Source organism: Flavobacterium gossypii, from assembly GCF_014138495.1.
Taxonomy (GTDB): domain Bacteria; phylum Bacteroidota; class Bacteroidia; order Flavobacteriales; family Flavobacteriaceae; genus Flavobacterium; species Flavobacterium endophyticum.
Map to the genome: position 1 here is coordinate 405,694 of NZ_JACJIS010000002.1, position 22,258 is coordinate 427,951.

Consider the following 22,258-nt stretch of genomic DNA (forward strand, 5'->3'; position numbering starts at 1 on the left):
GCGTATGGAAGAGTTTATTAACGATGTAATGCATCATATCGAAGGATATTACAAAAGTATAGTAGCCATTACTCCAAAAATACTGCTTGCAACAGCAATACTGTTGGTTTCATGGCTGATTGCCTCTAGGATAAGCGTTTTTGCAGGCAGGAGGCTTAAAAGCAAGATGCAGGATTCCCTTTTGGCTACATTCATATCCAATCTCATAAAAGCCATCCTGATTGCGATTGGTCTTCTTTTTATGTTCCGTATCGTGGGACTTACGGGCGTTGCCCAGACTGTTCTTGCAGGAGCAGGAATTACAGCCTTTGTTATTGGTTTTGCGCTTAAAGATATTGGAGAAAATTTTTTGGCGGGTATCCTGCTTGCCTTCAAAAGGCCTTTTTCTGTAGGCGACATTATCGAAAGCAATGGTGTCAAAGGCAAGGTTGTAACTCTAAATCTTCGGGATACGCAGATACGGAGCGACAGTAAGGATATTTACATACCAAATGCGTTGTTGATCAAAAGCATCCTGACTAATTTTAACAGCGGCGGCTTCTTGTTGCAGGATTTTATGATTGGCATTGAATATGGTTCTGATTATAAACGTGCCATTAGCCTTATAAAAGAAGTATTAGAGCGGCATGACAAGGTAGTAGACCAAGACTATCACAACTCTGCCGTCGTCGCCGGAGTTACAGGAGCCATTGTTCAATTGACCGTACGCTATTGGGTCAAGACCGATCCTAGCATTTCCGACGGCAAGACCAGATCAGAAATCATTATTGAGATTATGGAAATCCTGAAACAGCACGATTACGTAATCAAATAATAGCTCTTTAATTATTTTTCAACATAGTCCAGAGAAGATGCAACTTTCAACAGAAATTCAAAACATTTCTGCTTGGTTTTAATTTGAAACTTTTTGACATACAAGAATGTCCAGCTTCATCTACATAGGCAGGCATAACAGCAACCCTCCTTTCAAAAAAATCGCCGTATCTTTGCACAGGCTGAATTCCATCGCCAATCGTCCAGCAATGGCGCTTTCTGCAAAGGTTAGGGTAATACCTTTTGCCTTTAGCGGCCTGCCTCCTCTTCAATATTAGTCCTGTCCATTATTTTTTTCTTCGTCAACGGGTTCCTGAAAATTTTTCATCTGGTCGGCGGCATTCTCGTCAGGCGTCAGGTTGTTTAATGCTACCTGTACTTTGTTCTTGAAGCCAGATACCACCTTGTCATCTCCGCGCAGCAGGGCTTCATAGCCGTCCTTTGCCACATCCGCTGGGTCGGCCATCCCGTCCTTGTCCTGCACCGCTTTCGAGCTGTTCATATCGGCCTTGTTGAAGAAATCCGTGTCTGTTACGCCGGGCAGAAGGGCGGTAACGGTAATGCCCTTGTCCTTGACCTCGCTCCTGATTCCCTCGGTAAAGGACTGAACAAAGGCTTTAGTACCATGATAGACTGCCTGCCAAGGCCCAGGCACTTTGCTGGCTATGGACGAAAGGTTAAGGATTTTCCCCCTGCCAGCGGCGACCATATCCTTTAGGAAGAAGTGCGTCAGCACCACAAGGCTCGAGATATTGAGCTGGATGATGTCAAGCTGCCTCCGAACATCGGTTTCTACAAAAAGGCCATACTGTCCCTGTCCAGCGTCATTGACCAGTACATCTATCTTAATTCCTTGGGCTTCCAATTCTCGGTAAAGTTCAAAGCCGCTTTCCGGATCAAATAGATCTTTTGCGAAAATCTCAACATTCGCTGTATAGTGTTCCCTTAGCATCTGTGCCGTAGCTGCCAGTTCCATTACGTCCCGTGCAACAATTACTAATCGGTAACCATCTGCTGCAAATAATTTGGCTAGTTCAATCCCAATTCCGCTGGTAGCCCCAGTGATCAATACTGTCTCTTGCATAATTATAATTTTTAAATTTTAATATAGATTATCTTTACTTTTTTAGTCGCTTACCTTGTTGCGGTTTTTATCATCTTTTTAGATTTGCGGTCTGCTATTTCTTTTTAAATATGAATTCCCAGTAGGCAGCTGCATAGCAAGTTATTCACAATTTTGTTTTGATCATTTATTACATCTGGTAAATAAATTATATAATTACCCTAAAGTGCAACCGTATTCAGCTAAGGTAGTATGATACCTAAAAAGTGGAGAAGGCATAAGAAAAAGCTGCTAAAATATAAGAGTACTCAGGCAGAGGGTAATTAAATTTGGATTATAGCTCGGGGGCTATCACATTTTCCATGTTTAAATTATAGTCAGGAAGGACGGCGGTGGTGCTGTCCATTTTGTTTCATGCCAACTTGCATCCCGAGGTCGTTTTTATAAGTTGAGATTGTACGCGCTGATTATCTACAAAACAATTATGTTTTTTTAATTATATGCAAATCAAAATTTCTAAATAGATAAGTAATCCAGCTATATTTTTAGCGATTAAAGGAAAATCACAATAGGAAACAAGTGTTCGATATGATAGCTTAAGCAAAAAGAAACAGATCAAAATCGTGCAAATTTTTATGATTCAATAATAGCGCTCGATATTTCAATAAGGCTTTGGTTTGCTATGCGCAGCAAGCTTGAAAAATAGATGTAAAAAAAGGATATACTTTCAATTTAAAAGCATCAGAAGCAGCCGTGCTTTTAAATATCTGCAGGGTTGAGATAGAAAGTTTTTCACCTTATCGAATGAATGTACTAAGAAAATATCGAGCCGAAATTGATCGCCAATTAAAGCCAACCATATAATAATGGTAAGCATACCGACTGCTTTCAGTATAAGCCTGTACGTAATACTTTCATCTGATATATTTTTTGTACCGACCAAACCGAAACAATGTTATAAGATTAAAAGCGTGGTCTGTGCGCCGTCTATAAATTCCATTTCCTACCTGCTTGAAAAGCCGGACAAGCCCTTTCCGTGGAACTTGAATTAATGAATAGCAAGTATACTCTTTTTACGGGAAATTTTCTTCTGTTTTTAAATGTATTTTTGCGGCGAATACAAAGTTAAGAGCCGTACAGATAATCAGGGAGAAGGCACATGTGAACTTTCTGTTAATCTGTATTATATTTGTTAGGTATAATATTAATTTGAAAATGGTGGCAAGTAATGATAATCTCGATAATAACTGGAAAGGTGGAGTTGCTACCTAATTTGCTACAAAAAGCTAAGGCAATATTCCTCCCCTCTAGTTCATCTAGATGTGTTCTGGATAGGTGTGTTGTTTGATGAACGAAATCGATTCTTGGTGGAGGGAAAACCGCTTTAAAAGAAAATCAAAATTGGACAGCTTATCTATTTTCCAAGTACTATTCTTAGAGTGCTTTTGATAGCTCCTAAGTGCTTTTGTGAAGCAAAAGGAGCCTTTCTTCAGGGTTACTGATGAAGGGGTAATAAAGGGGCAACAAGAATCTGGTGTTCTATGAGAGGTAAGCGTCAGACTACAAATCCATAGTGTCTACTGAACAGTTTGGAACGTACAGGGAAGGATAGTATTTCCGAAATACACAACTTGACTATTCTGATATTCAAAATCATTCAGAAGGCTTAAAAAAGGCAATAAGGGTTGCACTTCATTACCTCTAAGCCCACAAAAAAATCCTCATCAAATTGATGAGGATTTTTTTTTATGAAACTAATTATTAAATATTTCTAACCGATAATTCGTAGCCATCTTTCTATAGCAGCTCTGGCCTTTAGAAGCTAAAATATTTCAAACGTAACAATGATTCTGTAATTCATTTTAGATTTTGAGTCCATTCATCAAAATGAATCTTACCCTTTTGGTGATCTCCTTCGGGTACCAAACCTGATTTAGGAAAATCATAAAACATATATTTATGCTCGTTGTCCGAAATTACGGTTTTATGCTGCCCAGTAACTTTTATATACCTTGAAACAAATTGATCCATAGGGGCAAGCTCAGGACCAGCAATTTCAATGGTTCCGTTTTTAGCTGTTTCTAAAGCAAACTTCAAGACAAAATTGGCGACATCTTCAGCTGCTATAGGCTGGAAATCAAGTGTAGAAATATTAACAACATCCTCTTTTCCCTGCACTGCTATAATTGTAGAGACATGCTCATGAAATTGCGTCGAGCGAATGATGGTATAAGGAATACCAGCGTTCTTGACAATATCCTCCTGATTTTTTTTCGCACGCATGTATCCAATATACTGTACGCGGTCTATACCCACAATCGATAAAACGACATGATGCCTAATTCCTGCCAATTTTTCAGCTGCTACTAGGTTCTTTCCAGCCGTCTCAAAAAAATTAAGGGCGTTTTCTTCTTCAGGGGATGAAGAATTTGAAAGATCAATCACAATATCGGTACCTCTTAACGCTTCAGAAAGTCCTTCTCCAGTGATGATGTTAATTCCATGTGAAGGTGAGCCTATTACGACTTCGTGCCCTTGGTTATTTAATTTGCCAGCAACATTGGCCCCTATTAATCCTGTCCCGCCTACTACTAGTATTTTCATTTTTTTATGTGTGATGTGAGTTAAAATTTTAATATGGAATTCGTTAATGCAAAGTTGATTCATTTGCATACACGAGAAAACACACAAACCACAGCAGAAGGTGGACAAATGGCATTAACTTAGAAAATAATCCGCAACAATTATAAAAGGAAATCGCTGGGAGGAGCATTGTGTTTTCTATATTCCGTAGGAGAAAACCCAGTTTTCTTTCTAAAAAGTCGCATGAAATACTTTTCATCTTCGTAGCCCAGCAGATCAGATATTTCCTTGACGCTGTGATCGGTGTAATAGAGCATTCGCTGCGCTTCCCTTAAAATCTCCTTTTGAATAAGCAAAGATGCTGATGAGTTGGTTGTTTTTTTTACGGTATCATTTAAGTAGCTAACGCTGATATGAAGTTTTTCGGCATAATCTGCAGGCCTTTTAAGGTGATGGTAATTATGCCTGACAAGATTCATAAATTTCTTCGTAATCATTACCGAACGGGACGCAAAGTTCGCCGTACTCCCCATCGGTTTGCTTTGGTAGCTTAGCCCCGCCTGGGCAACAAACGCGGATAGCAAAGGATGGGAAACATCCTTATATGTTGTACTATTGATCTCTTCGAGTGCCATAATGGATTGTATGACAGACTTGAACCAATCAAATTCTAAATCTGTAAGCCCTACAGATATCATCTCCTCCAAACATTTGTCAAGCGTAGCTCGTACAGATGCTTCGATCAGATTATTTTCAAAGGAAATATACCACCCGCTGCCTTTTGAAACACTAAGTACTTGATGGACCTGCCAAGGAGGCGAAATGAAAAGTGTTTTGGCTGGCATTATAAAATGCTCAAAATCTAAAAGCACTTCAAGCGCACCATCTTCGATCAGCATACAGGTATAATGGTCATGCCTGTGAGGATGAAGCGCATCTGTGAAGTCATCTGATAATTCATCCCATGCCTTAACTATAAAACCTTCGATGCCTTGCAGCCTACGCAGAATAATAGGCACACCTTTATCCGATTTGTTTACTTCTATAGAAAAATTTGCCATGCTTCAACAACTTTTAGAGAAATAGCAATGATAAAAGTAAGAAATAAAAATTTCTCTCTTTTTTCACATTGGAGTTGCAACATTTTTACCATAAAAAGGTAAGGCAAAATTCATCCTTACAGCACTTTAAACTAACAAGTAAAAATTTAAACTAACAATTGTAAAGGTTATTTATATTTTAAAATTATTTGGAATACATTACATTAATCATGTGAATTATAACTATCTTTGAATCAACTAATAGGATAATATCGTTCTTTCAAATCAGATGGCTTCGTGCAGGAGCCTTTGCATAGATAAAATATTCAAATTTCACGTGGCACATTCGTGGCACATGTTGAAAAAATCTTATAAAACAGGGCTGAAGATATCAAAAACGGCATAAGTGTTGGGCCCTTCAGCTCCACCAAGAAAACAAATTTTATCTTGCAAAGGAAATGCTGTCATAACCGACAGCATTTTTGCTAAACGGAGTTTTTTAATGCACATTCGTGGCACAGCACCTTTTCCAAATGTAGGAAATCAACGTTTATAGGGGCTTAGAGGCAATAGTTCAACTCTCCCCGACTCCACTTTGTACTTTAAATCAAATGACGAAGTCGTTTGGTTTTAGTAAAAAACTTCTTTAAATACCCATGAAGCCTGCAATTATTACAGTTGCAGGCTTCGTCGTTTTTAATCGGTAACAAACAGAATTATAAAAATGCACAGAAAGTTTGTGGCACATTCGTGGCACATAGCTAAATAGAGTTGCTCAGTATGATGGAATACGCAAACGAGAGCCGAAGAATAGATAAATAAGACATAAGGAGCATCATTTAGAATTTTTCGAAAAAAGGGATAGACCTAATTCACAATCTTAGCTTGGACTTTAACTGTTCAGTAGCGGAAAATCATGCAGGAATTTATTTATTTCGCCAAAATTTTTGATAGTATCCTTTTTTACACTGCCTTTCCTCTATTGCCGTGACAGCCCAAGAAAATTATTATATTTCTTGTTTGATTGCTTTATCTAATCAGGGTTTCCTATGAAATAACGACTAGGGTACCCGAGCCTATTTGCGCACTCAATGTGGCAGTTGCTGTAGATGGTCTCATTGTAATAGAAACCGTCGTTGCAAGTGTTGCTGACGTATTTTTAATTATTGCTGTTAGTGTGGCAGAAATATTGCCTGAAGCTGGCGCGGTTGATATTGTTGCCGTAATTTCTCCTCCTCCTGTGATGTTTGGTGCTATGGTAAATGAATTTCCACCGCGAATACCCGCTGAACCAGCTGAAGCAGCAGTTCCTACTTCAGCAGACCAAGAGCCTATCGCATTTCCTGAACCTCCATTTTGCTGTTGGATTTTTATGCCATAAACGGCGCCACTTGTCGTCGAGTTACATGTAAAACTAAGCATGGCTGTGACCACAGCCGATTTACCCGGAGGAATTACGAATACATTGCCCGTGAGTACGGTCTGTCCTGCACCAGTCGCCGTCTGTACAGCTGACAGAAAACCTGAAAGAACCGAACTGCTTCCGAGAACAAGATCTGTCGTTCCAACTAAAGAATTCCCGTTGACCGTTCTCAGGTTACTTGTATTTAATTTACTGTCCAAGTCTGCCTGTAATCCAGTTACTTGGGCTTTGGTAATATTGCCTGTTATTGTTGACGCAGTTCCGGCAACGTTGGTTATTGCAACATTTCCAGTACCATCTGGAGCAACTCCGTTGACTTTCCTTACTGCATGGGCGTCAACAACCATCTTAGCTACTTTTGGCGTAACAAATTTTTGGTCATTGCTTACATCGACTGGCTGGGCAGACGACACTCGGTCTTCGTCTTTGTGTACCAAGCTGTCAATCAATTCTTCAAAATTGGTTTGGATTGGTTTTTTTCCTGTTTCAAAATATACTTTCAAATCATTTCTACTAGTTGCCATTTTTATATTTTTTTATTAATATTAAATTTATCTTATGATGAATGTGCCTTCAATGATCATGTCTCCAATTCCGCCGAGATTATTCCATGTTTCTTCGTTATAGAGCGACAGGATATTTTCCTTCGTACTCAACATGCCAGAAGTATTTTCTGCAAGCACTTTAAAATGATGGTAAAGTTCCGATCCTTCTAGTGTTTTTGTGGCTAGGCTATAGGTATTTAAATTTGTTAATTCTAACGGCAGGTATATTTTTCCGTCAATTGCAGGAATTACAGCAACCTGAACCCAATTGCCTTGGGAATCTTGTTGTTGTGCATAATAGCGCCCATTGGTCATTCTATCGGACAGTACTCGAGCGATTTCAATCCAATTGCCTTGCGCATTCATCTTATAGATATAGTATTGTCCTTTGTATGCAGTTTCATCCCAAAACAGGTTCACAAAGTTCAAGTCTCCATTAGGCAAAATAGCTTCAGAAGCATAGTTTATGGTTGGCGACTCCGGACTGTAGTTTTCCACAATATTAGTCAAGACAAATTTCGAAGCTTCTGAAGGAGCATAATCAATTAAAGTAGCACCAGTAGTATCATTATATTTTATGACTCTCGAGACTGTCAGCCTATAATACAATGGATCGCCATACGGAATCAGAGGAATGTCGTTAAAATCATCTTCAAAAATCCATTGGCTTTCATCTGTAAGCCCAGCTGCTTCTATATCGATGACCTTCACCAGCTTCATGGTTCGGATCGAAAGCGCATCGGCTCCGTTCGTTGCCCTATAGATGTTGATTTTCCTGATATTCTGAACTGCAGGATAAGCGTTAATTTGCAATTGAATCGACGGACTGATTTCTAAATTCCTGTTTTCTAATACCGGAATTATTTTTATTATTTCAGGTGCTGTCGGAGGAGCCGTATTTACAAGGCTTATCGGTCCTTTGATTGGGCTATAATCGCCAGTTTTTAGCTGTACGTTTATCTCTCTGACTGTGTAAAAATATTTAGCATTGGAAGCACCATCCAGTCCAAAATCCGTGAACTGGGTTTCATGCGGACTTGCTCCCAGCCTTTTCATCATCGGAGCCATATCAAACTCAGCATTAGGATCAAGCGTCGGAGTCAGCAGATTTCCATTTCTGTCTCTCACTACCTGCTTTTTAGGAATCGGCGTGTAATCGTTTCCTTTTATAAAATCAAAGATAACCGGAACTTCTGTTAAAGGCACAAAACAATTGTATATGATGTCTTTCATGAAATCCTTGATCATCAATGCGCCATTTCTGACAACACCATTGATTATTACTTCTGGTATTACTATCGTATTTAGATTTGTGATAGGCACAGTTACGTGCGGTACTGCAGATGGCGAATTGTTATAAAAATTATTGTGTGCATCAATAAAAGCATTCATACTGCCTATAAAATTAGACCCATCAGGCATCGGCAGCTTTTTATTTTCAAATGTCTTGAACTGTCCATTAGCCGATGGATTACCTGGATAGTTATAATCAAAGCTTAGCAAATTATTCCATCGGTCCACATAAAAAGCTTCTTCTCCGTCTTTAAAAATGTCTTTAATGATCAAATCGACGGTTGTAGGTTGAGGAACATCATTTACCGTTTTTATAATATTATCATAGATTGAAGACAGTATCTGGATATCACTGGCACGGTTGAACTGAACCGAATGCGGCTTGTGTCCAGGCTCATACTTGGTCTTAAATGTATAGGACGATTTTCCAAAAAAGTCCGGTCTTGTCGCATAATCTCCTCCTGACGGCAGCTCTGGCTGTTTGGGTTCTACAATTGCTTGGGCAAACATTATTGCTGGTACAGACACTTTAGAAAAATAATCTTCTGAGTTCTGATTTTGATAGTCCGCATCATGGCTTCTCAAGCCAAAAATAGTATAACGAACGTCTTCTTCAGAATTTGGATTAGGCAGCGTATTGTTTTTATCCAATCCGCTGATTGCATTTTTATACAGGTAGGATTTGTAACCCGGATAATAATTTACGAATTGATTTATTGAAATGACCGTATCTGACGGACTCATAATCTTTCCTTCGTAATTCGTCAGATTGGTAGGATTGTTTGGAAATTCTAAATCGCAAGCATAGAGTACCAAATTAGCATTTTGTCCTATATTTTCTGTCCTGACCACCTTAAATTCTTTTCTAGGCCCGTTAGGCTGCAACAAGGTATGAATCCTAACGACACCATTATACCAGTCAACAGAGTTGGCATTGGCATACTGTGAATGGTGTCCCAAATTTAATCCGTTAAACGTAATCTTATACATTCCCAAATGCCTCATCACATAACTAGCAGGGTCGTTTGGATCAGCGTTAGGACTAATCAAGTCATAAAATCCATCGTTGTCATCGTCTACTTTTTCAAACACTTTTTCTATCAGGGTATTTTGATAAATACCTCTAAATTTTTGTTCGTGTGTTTCCGTAGTTCCATCCGTATTGGTAATTGCAATAGTTTCATGGTGTATTTGCGTATGGTCAACGTTTACATAGAAAGGGCTTGATGTTTCCCAAGCGTAAACATTTTGCATATTTTCTACGACCAAAAAAAGGCTTCCTTCATCTGGAATCTGAACTTCGTCAGGAATAATTGTCGTGCTTTCATCAATCAGGGCACCGCTTACATCTCTTTTAAACACCGTAAATGTCGGATATACCGAAGAGGTATCTACCTGATGAACAACATATTCGTTACCATCAACCAGCATGATACTTCCTTTGAAATTGTTTTCCAAACCGTTAGGGATACTAGGAATCAGAGTATCATTGGCATTGCCTGAACTAGTTATTGGGTAGGGCTCCGTTAAAATAGTAATGATCAATGGGTTTGTCGGGTCTTGGATAATATCCAAAATTTTCCCCGAAACGCTATTTGGGATATGGTTCCTGAACAGTATTTCTATATCTTCAGCAAAAAGTTCCTCGTTGTCTGGAAGTTCTTGATAGCCGCTCACGAGCTGGCCATCAATTTCTTTGTGATAATCTATCAATTCCTGTCCGTGATTGTATTCAAATGTCAGCCTTACTAATGTCTTATCATCACCTGTTATGCCATTAAACATGACTTGTTCGGTTGAAGACGTGAGCAGCAAAGGACTTTCTTTACGGATAAGCACGGCATTAATGTTTGTTGGCGGCAGCAGATTGTTAGTAGGCTTGATCTTGGTGTTGATCGTATGGATAATCTCGCTGCTGGTGGCCCTGCTAAACCAGTTTATTCCGTAAGAACTATAATCGTGGTATCCGTTTTCTCTTTCTCTATGGACAAATAAAGGGTATCCAGTTTCAGGAAGTATTATCGATCTTGTTTCGTTCGTTAGTTCTGGATCTACGGTATCATCAATGTTATAGTATTCTCTATCAAAAGACAATTCTGGTTTCTTCCACCTCGAAAGCTCTGATTTTTTATATTCTATTCCTGCAAAAACAGGAATTGTACAATTGGACGCGCTGAATTCAACATTATGGTAATAAAAAGCAGCATTGAGCATTTCCTCGGGAATCTCTTCATTATAGAGGCTTAAAAATCGTGTTCTTCCATCTTGAGAATAGCCTTCCGCATCCGTCAAAACGCCAGGCGATTCCGTTCCCAAAGCATACGAGATACCTGGAACAGGCTCTTTTAAGTCTATTGGCAATGGAAGCCTTTCATTATATAATGCGGTAGGCAAAGAGCAGTAAATATGCTGTACTTCTCTTGCTCCCAAACCGTCTTGCAGGTTTCCATAGGTTGTATATTCTGCCATATAAATATACTCTCCATCAAAGACAGTTTCATTCAGATCTAGCAAGCCTAGGCCAAGCATACGGGCGATGTGGAAATCCAATGCTCCCATGTGCAACAAATGCAAATTAGAAATTTCAAACTCATTGTCTTCGCTGCCTTCTTCCGGAAAATAGGTTTCGATAGCCAGCGGATTTGCTTGATCGTCACTGAGGCTAATGTATTTGCCGACAACTTCTCGTATCTTATTATCGTCTTCGACGTTGCTGCCATCCCATTTGGCTCTATAATTCTCTACTCTTACGAAAGCTTCGTCATTGTAGCGCAACCATTTTGAAAGGCAATCTGGTTCTGGTTCCAGTCTTTTATATGCCAATTCCGTCTCTTTTGTTAGTGCATGATTGCCTAAAAAAGTCCAACTGCTGCTGCTCGTCCTCGTAATAAAATCGGAATACAGTTCAAAATCAATCTTTTGGATTACAGCCTGTTCTGCGGAAAACCTGATACTTCTTATGTTCTCGCTGGTTAGTTTGAGACCCGTAAGAGATTCTGTTGCATAGGTTTGGCGTAAAGAGGCTCCTTTCGGGGCCGTAATCTTATTTTCTTCAACAGAAAGCAGTTCCAACCTAGTGGTACTTGAATTATTCAGAACTTCAAAACTTGGCGTTACTGCAAAACTCAATTCTGTCTTGTTTTCAATTTCTATAATCCCGTTGCCATATTGTTTTATAAATTCATAGGGATTCGCACTTGGGTTGAAAAGAGCTCTTGCCGCATTGTATTTTGCCGCATTTCTAAAGTGGACATAAAATACCTTATTATCGATATTATAAATCCAATTTTTCTGATTTGTGCTCTCATTTACAATATTCGGAGTCGCATAAAAATCTATAGCAATTCGAATCGGAACATATTTTGCCCTGTATATTTTTACAAAATCGTCTTGTTTATTAAAATTGAAATTGTTTGTAGCATAATTCGCTTTAGGCAAATGATAGGCCATGCTGCCCTTCAAAGACCATCGCAGATGGATACCTTTTGTACTGTCAGCTCCTCGTGAACCGGCAGCTTGAAGATAAAAATGGCTGGACTGGAGAGCTGCATTTTCAGTAATGACAGGACCTAAATTTCCACAGAGATTTTCTTGCTCGGTAACATAGTTTTCCAATGTTGTCCTGGTTGAATCGACCCTTATTTCCAGCTCTTGTGTCGGGATTTTTGTCCGGTTTAATTTAAACTTATCTGTAGGAATGACGGGGTTTTCCACAACACTTGTCTTGCAGCTGTTCAGCTCAGCATCTGTATAGGCAATAATGGATTTCTCATTCTTTTTATCATCAGGAGAATTGACCAAAGTCAAATGATCAGACCCTGGATTATAAGACAGCGAAGCAATACTATGAATGTCTATCTTTTTTGACCATACAAAACCTAAGCTTAAATTGTACTTATGGACAATATCTTTTGAATAAACAGAATAAATATGATTGTTCGACAGCGCTAAGGAACCGTACCAATTAATACGAAAATTAAAGGATAGAGAGTTGTTTATCGTAAAAAGCGTCAGGAAACCGCCTCTTGTTCCAGAACCTACTGCGGCTATCTGTCCTTGGTCGTTCGTTTTAAGGTAGAAAATCTGGGTTATTACGGCATCTAGATAATTCGTAGAAAGCACTTCCAACTCTGTATCAATACTTACGACTAATCCATTAAAATTAACGTAGTCAGACATTATGCTTCCCCCTATTACAAAGCCTTCGCCAAGATGGTCAATAGTTCTAAAGACAATTCCCTGTGCCTCATTCTCTTGAAAGAACAGTTTTGATTTGATAAAATTGCCATTTGCGTCAAATTTTGTAACATAAGCTGAAGCGATTCTTCCTCCAGTACTCTCTTCCACATTTTCATCAGGCTCAACAATTGAAGCCATCAAGAAAAAACTATCCCTTCTCCTTGAAGCAATTAGTGTGGGATCAGCATGGCGATAACCTCTATACTTATCAAATTTTTTCGTCCAAATCTGGTTGCCTGAATAGCCAAATGCAATAAAGTGACACGAATTAATCGAATCATCTGTACGATCGCACAACATTACATAATATTCCTGTAGCTGAATAATTTTAAAAGTATTGGCATGCTGTTCTTCTCCTCTTATTTGAATCTTTTTCTTCCAGACAACTTCGCCAGCGGCATCGGTTTTTGTAAGAATAACATCATCTGATCTAAGTCCTCTTATATGGGATATCGAATAAATAAAAGACTCTTCTCTTTCTATAAATTCTTCCGCATAAACTACCCTATCTCTACTATATTGATTAACGAATGGCATATTCTTTTTTTATTTAATTATTTAAAACGGCTACATTTAAAAGCGTAAGATCTCCTGAAACGACATAATTATTATCTGGATTAGTATCCGCATCATCTTGATAAATCTTATACTTGAATCGCAGGTTAAAATTCTCCGTTATCTCCTTGGCCGTATTCATAATGATTGCTTGCGAATTGTCTTTGGAGAACAGTACTTTATAGGCGTTATTTGGAACAGAACCGTTTAGAACCTGTATCGTATCTTGCATTACCGAAAGCGGAAATTTAGGATTATTGAACGGCTCAGGGTTTCTTACCATAACAGCTATTATTTTGTTATCCTCAGAATTTCTTATCACATTTATTTCTGTCGAAATCGCCTCATCTAATGGACTGAATCCTAAAACTCCTTCCAGAACCCTATCAAACGGATGCTGGTAATTGTTGTTCAGATTGGAAATCACATCAGCTGGCAAACCTGTAATCGCTTGACCCACAATCGTGTTGTATGCCGCATTTATCACTTCAGTCGTGAATGCTTTTTCAATCTTGAACAGCGCCTCTTTTTGCGTCAGTTGTCCTTCGATATTTTGTTCAAGATAGTAGCTTTCTACTTGTTCTTTGAAGGTAGCATACCTTGAAGTCTTGAAAACAAATTTGTGGACTTCGCGTGTTTCGTCCAGCGTATTTTCGACTACTCCATTGTGATTGACATCGTACATGTTATTTACTATCGCCGTATACAGCTTATTAGGCTTCAAATGTTTTGGCGTAATTTTAATGTACTGCGAAGCTGGTTTTATCGTTTCGATAATTCCCGTACATCCGCCATTGCCGAACAAATTGGCATACTGGCTGATTACGAAAGGAATTTGCGGATTACTGTCCAAATTCCATTGCTGTTCAGTCTGCGGAATATTGATGTGCTCCACATCATTTTCATCATAATCCAAATAAGGCGGATTTGTAATCGACACGTCTTCTCTCGGATCCTTGATGACAATTTTTAATCTTCCATCGGCAGCAGGCTTATTGTTATAGGTTTCCCATTTATGGAAAAAGTGAGTCGCATAGACTTTATTGAAAAACAAATAAATCTGCGTGGTATCATCGTTATAAAACAACGGTTTTGCACTCAACAAATTACCATCCGCATTTGGATAGGAACGATTATAATCAATATATTGCTTCAATGACGTCAAGGCATACTTGTCTGGATGCGGCGTAATTTTTGCCGGATTCTCACTACCGTCTGCATTTCTGATAATTCCGTTAGCATCTTCCAGTATTTGTCCGTTAGAAGCAGTAAAAGTATGTCCGTCAACAGTAGTCAATACGTCGCCCGCCTTTAGAGGAATATCACCATAAGTAGCTTTTTCATCGGTATGGAAATATCCGACTGGTCCTGCCGTCGTAAAACCATAGGCATATTTATAGTTTCCTGGCGTGCTGCTGCCTGAGTCTACCGTATCTTTTAATTCGAAATAGACAACATAGTTGGTATCGGGTCTCCAGATTGGCTGTATAAATTTATTTATTCCCGCTATCGCAAGCTGCGTATCTTCTGTAATAGCCGCCTGACTTGGAATATTGATATTATATACATAGTCTTCTCTAGAAAGCCATCCTACTTTATGAAGCATCGTGAATTTTTTAGAATTGTCGCCGCAATCGCAAGTGCAATTTCCTAAAGTATCCAAATAGCTAATCATAAACTGCACGGCATTCCATGCTGCCGTATAGGTTTCGATATTTTGCACTTCCATAAAGACACGAAGTATATGCAGCTGTTCATTAAATACTTCTTCTAAGTTATAATCTGGATAGGTAGCGCTAAAAATCTTAATCAAATTCAAGATTTCCCTAGCACAGCCAGCCTGATCAAATTTGCCTGTTTCTGCAACAATCTTAGGATCTTCGAAACAGCTTACAAAAATGGAAAGGATGTCGCTTCTCAAAGTACATACCACTTCATCCTCTTCTCCACAATCATTGCTTGAATCTGGACATAAGGCTATTTTTTGGGAACTAATCGCATTGAAATATGCTCTTAGGTCCTTTGTGGCTATCCTTTGTTCTTTTTCATCAATTCCCAGCTCTTTAACATTGCACCTGTTCTCGAACAGCTCGCGCTTCTCTAATTTGTATGTCAAGCAGCTTTGGAAATCTTTATCTGTATGGACTACCAATGATCCTTCGGATTGATTGAACGCATTTAAGGTTATTTTTTGCGTAGTCTTATTGTAAGTAAAGTTCCTAATACCATTCGGTTTTTTCTCTAGCCTGATTTCTTTTGTCCATATAATCTTGAACTCAAAATCCAACTGGTGCAAGATTCCATGGGTTTCCGTATACTGCAGCAAATAAAAGCCATTGCTGTTCAATTCGATACAAGAGCCGTGGTTTTTAGTTTCTGGGAAATGATAGGTCGAATTGTTGCCATATTCGCTTATCATAGAAACAAAAAGGGCATCGCTAGAATTGTCATAACCGGAAACCAAGTATTTCTTGTCGATTGTCCTGACGCTATGTAGTGTCGTATAAGGCTCAACAATATGCATCGACTCTAAAATCTTCAAGTCCTTGTTTAGCCTGATTATGAAGCTTCGCGAATCTTTTTCGATATATCTTCCTGCCAATACAACTCCTCTTTCGTCGGCATAAAAAGCATTGATAATAATCTCTTCTTTTGGAAGGACAATTATTTTTTCTCTGATAAAATTGCCTAGCGAGTCTGATTTTCCAACATAAGGATAGTTGTTGACATCGATCTCGTTCCTGTCTGAGATTGCTATATAAAAGCTATAGTCAGTCTTGGAGGCTTCGAGATGGAAAAAGACATCTCTATCTTCCCATGCAAGATGCTTGGTCCATAAAACCGTACCCGAAGAGTCGATAGACAAGAGGAAATAATTAGTTGCGGATGAGGCATAAACGATATACTGGAATCCGCGTTCTCTTTCTTTTTCGTCTGCTTTTTCAAGATCCAGCTGTATGATCGATTTAAAAGTCAACGGTTCTTTGTTGCCTTCTATTTCATAGGTTTTTTCCCAGATTAAATCTCCATTCGTCGCAATCTTACTGAGCAGTCCTTTACCTTCTGTTTTTCCAATAGAAAATATAAATGAGGTATTATTTTCTACAAATTCTTCAGCTGCATAATAATTAAAAGCATCTGGTTTGCTATACCTATTCACAAAGGAAGCCGAAGAACTTCCTGATAATCTATAAGAGATTTCAATATCAAAAACGTCGGTTTGATCTAAATAGTCTTCAAGTTCTTCAACATAAACGAGCGCTTTTTTTCCTAAATACTGGACATCGTATCCAACAATAGGAATAATATAACCATCAGAAACAATCGGATGGAGCTTTACTTCCATTATTTGGTAATTGCTTTCTATAATGAGTTTTCCATCCCGCCTAAAACCAAATTCATTTTCCTGTACTTTATGGTTGGTTTCAAGATCCCAACTCATGGTCCAATCATGGGATTGATTATTTATCCTAACAGCAAAAACATTATCCTGGGAATCAAAACGGTATAGCGTAGTCTTGATTGCTCCATCACCACAAGATAGATTATGCAGCTCTGATTCCAAAACTTCCGTTGACTGAAGTTCTCCTTCGGCAATGCCTAAAAGAATCTCGTTATTTAATTGATTGATAATGGCAATCTGTTCTGTCAGATTAGCAATCTGTAGGCTTAGAAGGTTTGGATATAACGGCTCAATGCTAATTTTTGTGACAGCGTTCCAATTATTCTGTTCATATAAATAAGCTACAGCCAGTTCACTAGACAATAATTCCACGATATAGGGCTGGTCTGGATTTGCAGCGTTAGGATCCGGATTGCCATAGGTAACATAATTCAGATTGTCATTAATAAGCGGCGCATAAAACTTTATCCGCACTCCTTGCGTCATGCAAGTCAGACTCAATTCAATCTTGACAGATGGCTGCGGCAGCATGATTTGCAGATTATTATGATTGTTAATCGCTAATGACTGCGCTAAACCAAATGGATTATTTTGATTGGTAATAAATGTATAGTCTTCATCGAGTCGATTTGTCAAAAGAAATGCAACCTGATTGGAATAAAACATGTCGTTTGGCGTATAGCAATAGTACTTTTGGCCTAAAGGCTTGTTCAAGAAATCAGCATATCGCATTTCTATTTCCTGCCCTTCACAGAACAGAGTTGTTGCTGTCACGCCATATTGCTCAGGGATGTGCCATCCCGGCTGTCCTTGCTCGGTAAAAGAAAAAGGAGTGGTTGCCAATAATCGAACGGTATTGTATTGCCCGTCCGTTTTTTGAAACTGTCCAATTTTCATATTGTTTAGTATGGCATTATAGCCCGGATCGCTAGGGTCATTAGGATACAATGCTTTGTAAGGGTTATAATCTACCCATTGGGTTCCTGTCCAGGATCTCACTTCGATTTTTTCAATCGAATATTGATGCTTAACCTGGCGCATTTCTTTGCCTTTTACGATTTTATCAGGCGGTATAAGATCTACATAATTTGATGCTGGATTATTATAACCTCCAATTTTGGCAGAAATGGCGCTTCCAGGCAACAGTGCTTTTTCTGTTTTGATATCTATATACGTGTCCAGCGGAATGATCTTATCTTTAATTTTTTGCGGAAGATCTGTTGGAATCGCATCTTGGAGATATGCTAATTCAAAGGTTTCATTAGAGAGCATGTTCACTCCTTTTACCAAACCGTCTATCGGAATCGTACTTTCTGCATTGATGAAAGGATTGATTGGCTCTCTATCAACTTGTTTGTCAAATTCCCAGTAGACTTCAAGGTCGCCGCTGAAGCTAAACTTAAACACCCATAAAATCCTGATTCTTACTTTGTAATAGAATTTACCATAGATAAGGAATGGTTTTGGCGCTTCTACGCCAAATAGAATATCAACGGCAAGGTAGAAACTAAGGAACTTGATATCGATATCTGCTCCTACTCCTGCTTGCAGATAGGCTCCAAATTGCGGCCTTCTGAAGCTTATTTTTCCTCCAACTTCAATATAGGCCCAAGCATGAACCCTTATGATGCCATAGTTTCTCTTGAAATCAAAATCGCCTCTTGCTCCGGCCTCGATGCCTTTGGCAGAAAGCATTACATAGCTTTTCAGCGTAATTAATGTGAGTATTCTTGCCGTAATCGGGTTGGTTTTTGTCCCAACATTGACATACCATTTTGAAGAACTGTTAAAGAAGAAACCGGCCTGCACTTCTGCATAAAGAGTCAATATTTTGCCCGTTTTTGTCGGCATCTTAAAATCGGCTCCAAAACCAAACTCAAGAGAGTTGTCTCCCAAGGCAACAAATGCAAAGAATGGCGGATCTTTAGTATCTTCTAGTCCGAGCCTTGCCGAAATAATCGCTGCCCTTCCGTCTATCATAAACAGCGAGGGTATAGAAAGCAGTACCATTGCTTTTATATTCAATACCGTACCGTTATCAAACGAGGTTCCTAGCGACGCTCCAGCTCCAATGGAGATTGGCGTGCCTGATTTCTTTGTCTTGTCTGGACCGTTGAATTTTTTTACATGAATTCCTCTCGGTGGTGCTTTATAGTAGTCATACCACGTATCGACTCCTGAAACTAATCCGATGGCTTCTTTTTCGGCTACATAACGGTAGCCCATCAAGCCTCGGAATCCATAAATTGCAAAGGTTCCCAATGGAATCGGAGCTGGAAATTCTATTTCTGCATCGATAATGAAAGCCGGATATTTAGGCATCAGCTTCATGTCTGCCCTACCCGATATTTTTGCTTTTGGCAGCTGTAATTTGATTCCTCCAGCATATTCTTTAGAAACTCCTGGTTCTGGAATTGAAAGCCATCCATTGATAATCGCGACTGGCGTTTTGGACGGTATTGTCAAATCGAGATATAAGGTCTGTATGTGAAGATAGGAACTTGGCTTATTTGGCAGGTCGTCTGAACAGTAGTAAAATTTAACACCATCTCCCCTGATTTCAACCCCTAATGGGTCTACACTAATGCCACCGTCAAATCCAAAATAGTTGAATTTGCGCATCTGCCCGTTTACTTCTTTTTGGTGCGAGCCATAATGAATGGCGCTTACGGTAATTTCTACCGGTCCAAGCGACAGGACAATTGGTTTTACTAAATTTATAGAACCTCCAATCAGCTCAATAGAGCCGTCGCTATAAATGCGCAGGCGCTCGATTTCGATAGGTCCTAGATTGAGCGTATCTTTCAGGAAGCCTTGAAATTCTATAGAGCCTGAGGTTCCTATGTAGAAATCGTCGTCTTGTTTTCCTAATTCAACCGATTTCAGATGGTAGGTAAATACGTCTGGAAGTTCTATCGGGTATGGCGGTTCGGCTGAAGCAGTCAGGTTAAAATCGCCGTTGTCGGATAGATGTCCGTCGATATTTATGCGAACTGTCGTATTTGCTGGTATCGGGCTGCCGTCCGGATAGGTGGCTCCAGCAGGATATACAAATTTGTTTATTTCAAGCGCACCTTTTATATTGGATGAAATCACTTTGTTTTGTTTGAAAGTGATGTCAAATTTTTTAAATCCAACTCTAAAGCCATTATCGCCGCCAATTTTTTTCCAAAGTGTGTCGTTAGCCAGTGTAGCTAAAAAAAGCTGGTATTGCTCCACTTTATCAAAAGTATGCAGCACAACTGGGCTGATTGTAGTCAGCGAGAGCGGAAACTTGAACGCATAAGGCAACCCAGCCGCATTGAGTTGCTGCAAATAGGCAATCAATTCTGCATATCCGTTAATTATTTTTTCTTCGACTGCTTCTGTTACAGGGTTTTTCTGAAACATTGCGATCGGATATACAAATTCAAATTTGTCATTATAGTACTGGAAGCCTACACCTGGATTTAACAGCGGTACGGATTCTAACAGTATTGTGCCGGACAAACCACCTGTACCGGCTAGTATATCATAACCGCCTAGGCGAAGCGTTGTGCTGCTATTTCCTACTGGTTCTGTATCGTCATGAAACCATCTGGAAGGGAGCGTAACGGATATGGCTCTTGCATAGACTCCAATAAAATCATCAGGACGTCCGTCTGCAGTGGCTTCTTCAATGTTTGAGGTTTTGCTTAAATCAAGCTTGAGTGTATCAATCTGAAGAATGATTCCTGTCTTTCCGATTTGGGCATAGGGTGGTACTAATGAGCCTCCTAATTCTAATTGAAATCCGACACCCAGCTGTGTATCTGCATAAAGTAGGGCTTGGGCGAAGGAAAATTGTGTTTTTGTTGTTGCCGGAAGATACTCAGAACCATCTGGATTGATTGGTTTTAGTATGTTTTCTGGAAATTCTATAGCAGCGGTAAGCGCAAGCGTTACGCGGGCTGTTGGCGTAATTATATCTTTTACATAGGCATCTATATCATCAGGGATAAGGGCTTTAAAAAATTCTTTAACCTTGTCTAACGAAGCCTGTAAATTGCCGTCTTGAAGAAAATACAACAGGAAAATTGCTGCTGAGGCTGCTGCGCCATATTGTTCTCTAATTGACAATACGAGCTCTTGTATTTTATTATCTGTTTGCGGCTCTGGGATTGTCAGCCCGAATTCGTCATTGAGGTCTCGTATAAGCTGTTCCAGAGAGGTCGTAAATTCATCAACTGGTGTAACAAAGTTATTGAGCGCAAGGGTTACGACTTCTTCTTCCGAAACGTCAAGTATCTGTAATCCGAGTTCATAGAATTCTTTTGCTGAAAACGAAAAGCTATCAAGATTGAAGCTTCGCAAGTATGCCAAAACGAGCCAACGATATTCTACCGTTACTGGAAATGAAGAAATATTCACGTCGTCGCTGTCAGGATTCAGAATGAAAAACATTCCAGTTCCAGGAATCTCGAATTGTAGTCTTTTCCTTGAAACAATAGAGAGCCCATAGAAACCTGACTCGCCTCTCGGGCTTATGCTGGCCTGAAAATCTTTGATATAAATTTTATCAAAAATGCTCTGGATGCCTTCTTTTATAAAGCCTAAATATTCTGGAAAATCGTCTAAGCTTACAACGGTAGAAAGCGTAGGATAATATTGAGTTGTTGGCATAAAATTAATTTTTAACTAATTATAGGAACATGAAAAAAATTTTATTCGATATACATACCTGGCTTATCAGAGATGATTTTGCCGTTTTCAGCATCAATTTTTACTAGTCTGTAGGATTGGTCATTTACCGGCAGGAAAAGGAAATAAACATTTTTTTTAGTGTCCTCATCCATGCCTCGAGATACATTAAGCCTAGCTATTTTTTGATTTAAGTCTACTTTAAATTTTGTTTTCGACAACGAGATAACTTCATCAAGAGAGAATTTAAATTCTTTGTCATAGTCTGTTTCTTTAATCACTTTGCCTTGCGGATCATATTCTTTGTGAACACCTATTGGCATATTGAAAAAAGTTTTTCCTTCGTAAATTATAGAAAGTGATTTCTTGTCAAAAGTTTCATTGATCTTCGTATTTTCTCCAGTTTTAGCCGATTCCTTTCTAATCGTCTGATCGTCTTCTGAAAACTTAAATAGCGTATCATTTTTGACCAACTCTGCTGTTTTATCTGCAGCTTGAGTTTTGCTTCTTTCAAATTCGGTGATATCTAGCTTTTTCATGTTTCTTTTTATTAGTTTATTGTTGGTTTGTGTGCTGTCATTCTTCGTCGTTTTCCCCTGCTGTTGCCCATTGCAACTTAGCAGGCTTAACGTACATAAATAT

The 22,258-nt window shown here is 39.0% G+C and carries 8 protein-coding genes; 1 reads left to right on the plus strand and 7 read right to left on the minus strand.

Annotation, left to right across the window (positions count from 1 at the left end; translation table 11 throughout):
• Positions 1-4 precede the first annotated feature (4 nt).
• Positions 5-814: a mechanosensitive ion channel family protein gene (locus tag GGR22_RS11790; protein ID WP_182493824.1), complete on the plus strand. Its 810-nt coding sequence runs from the start codon at positions 5-7 to the stop codon at positions 812-814.
• 273 nt (positions 815-1,087) lie between these two features.
• Here the strand turns inward: GGR22_RS11790 and GGR22_RS11795 are convergent, their stop codons facing one another.
• The 7 genes from GGR22_RS11795 to GGR22_RS11825 form a co-directional block, all read right to left on the minus strand.
• Positions 1,088-1,897, minus strand: a complete 810-nt coding sequence (locus GGR22_RS11795) for an SDR family NAD(P)-dependent oxidoreductase (protein ID WP_182493825.1) — start codon at positions 1,895-1,897, stop codon at positions 1,088-1,090.
• A gap of 1,836 nt (positions 1,898-3,733) precedes the next feature.
• Complete coding sequence (locus tag GGR22_RS11800; RefSeq protein ID WP_182493826.1) at positions 3,734-4,480, minus strand: SDR family oxidoreductase; 747 nt, start codon at positions 4,478-4,480, stop codon at positions 3,734-3,736.
• A gap of 140 nt (positions 4,481-4,620) precedes the next feature.
• A complete protein-coding gene (locus GGR22_RS11805; RefSeq protein ID WP_182493827.1) occupies positions 4,621-5,520 on the minus strand; it encodes an AraC family transcriptional regulator in 900 nt (299 codons plus the stop codon).
• A gap of 1,026 nt (positions 5,521-6,546) precedes the next feature.
• A complete protein-coding gene (locus GGR22_RS11810) occupies positions 6,547-7,446 on the minus strand; it encodes a hypothetical protein (protein ID WP_182493828.1) in 900 nt (299 codons plus the stop codon).
• A 27-nt stretch (positions 7,447-7,473) separates the two neighbouring features.
• Positions 7,474-13,536, minus strand: a complete 6,063-nt coding sequence (locus GGR22_RS11815; RefSeq protein WP_182493829.1) for a hypothetical protein — start codon at positions 13,534-13,536, stop codon at positions 7,474-7,476.
• Positions 13,537-13,549: 13 nt separating this feature from the next.
• On the minus strand, positions 13,550-21,598 hold the full coding sequence (locus GGR22_RS11820; RefSeq protein ID WP_182493830.1) for a hypothetical protein: 8,049 nt from the start codon (positions 21,596-21,598) through the stop codon (positions 13,550-13,552).
• 41 nt (positions 21,599-21,639) lie between these two features.
• Positions 21,640-22,155 (minus strand): hypothetical protein, encoded by a 516-nt coding sequence (locus GGR22_RS11825; protein ID WP_182493831.1) that lies wholly within the window; start codon positions 22,153-22,155, stop codon positions 21,640-21,642.
• Positions 22,156-22,258: the final 103 nt, after the last annotated feature.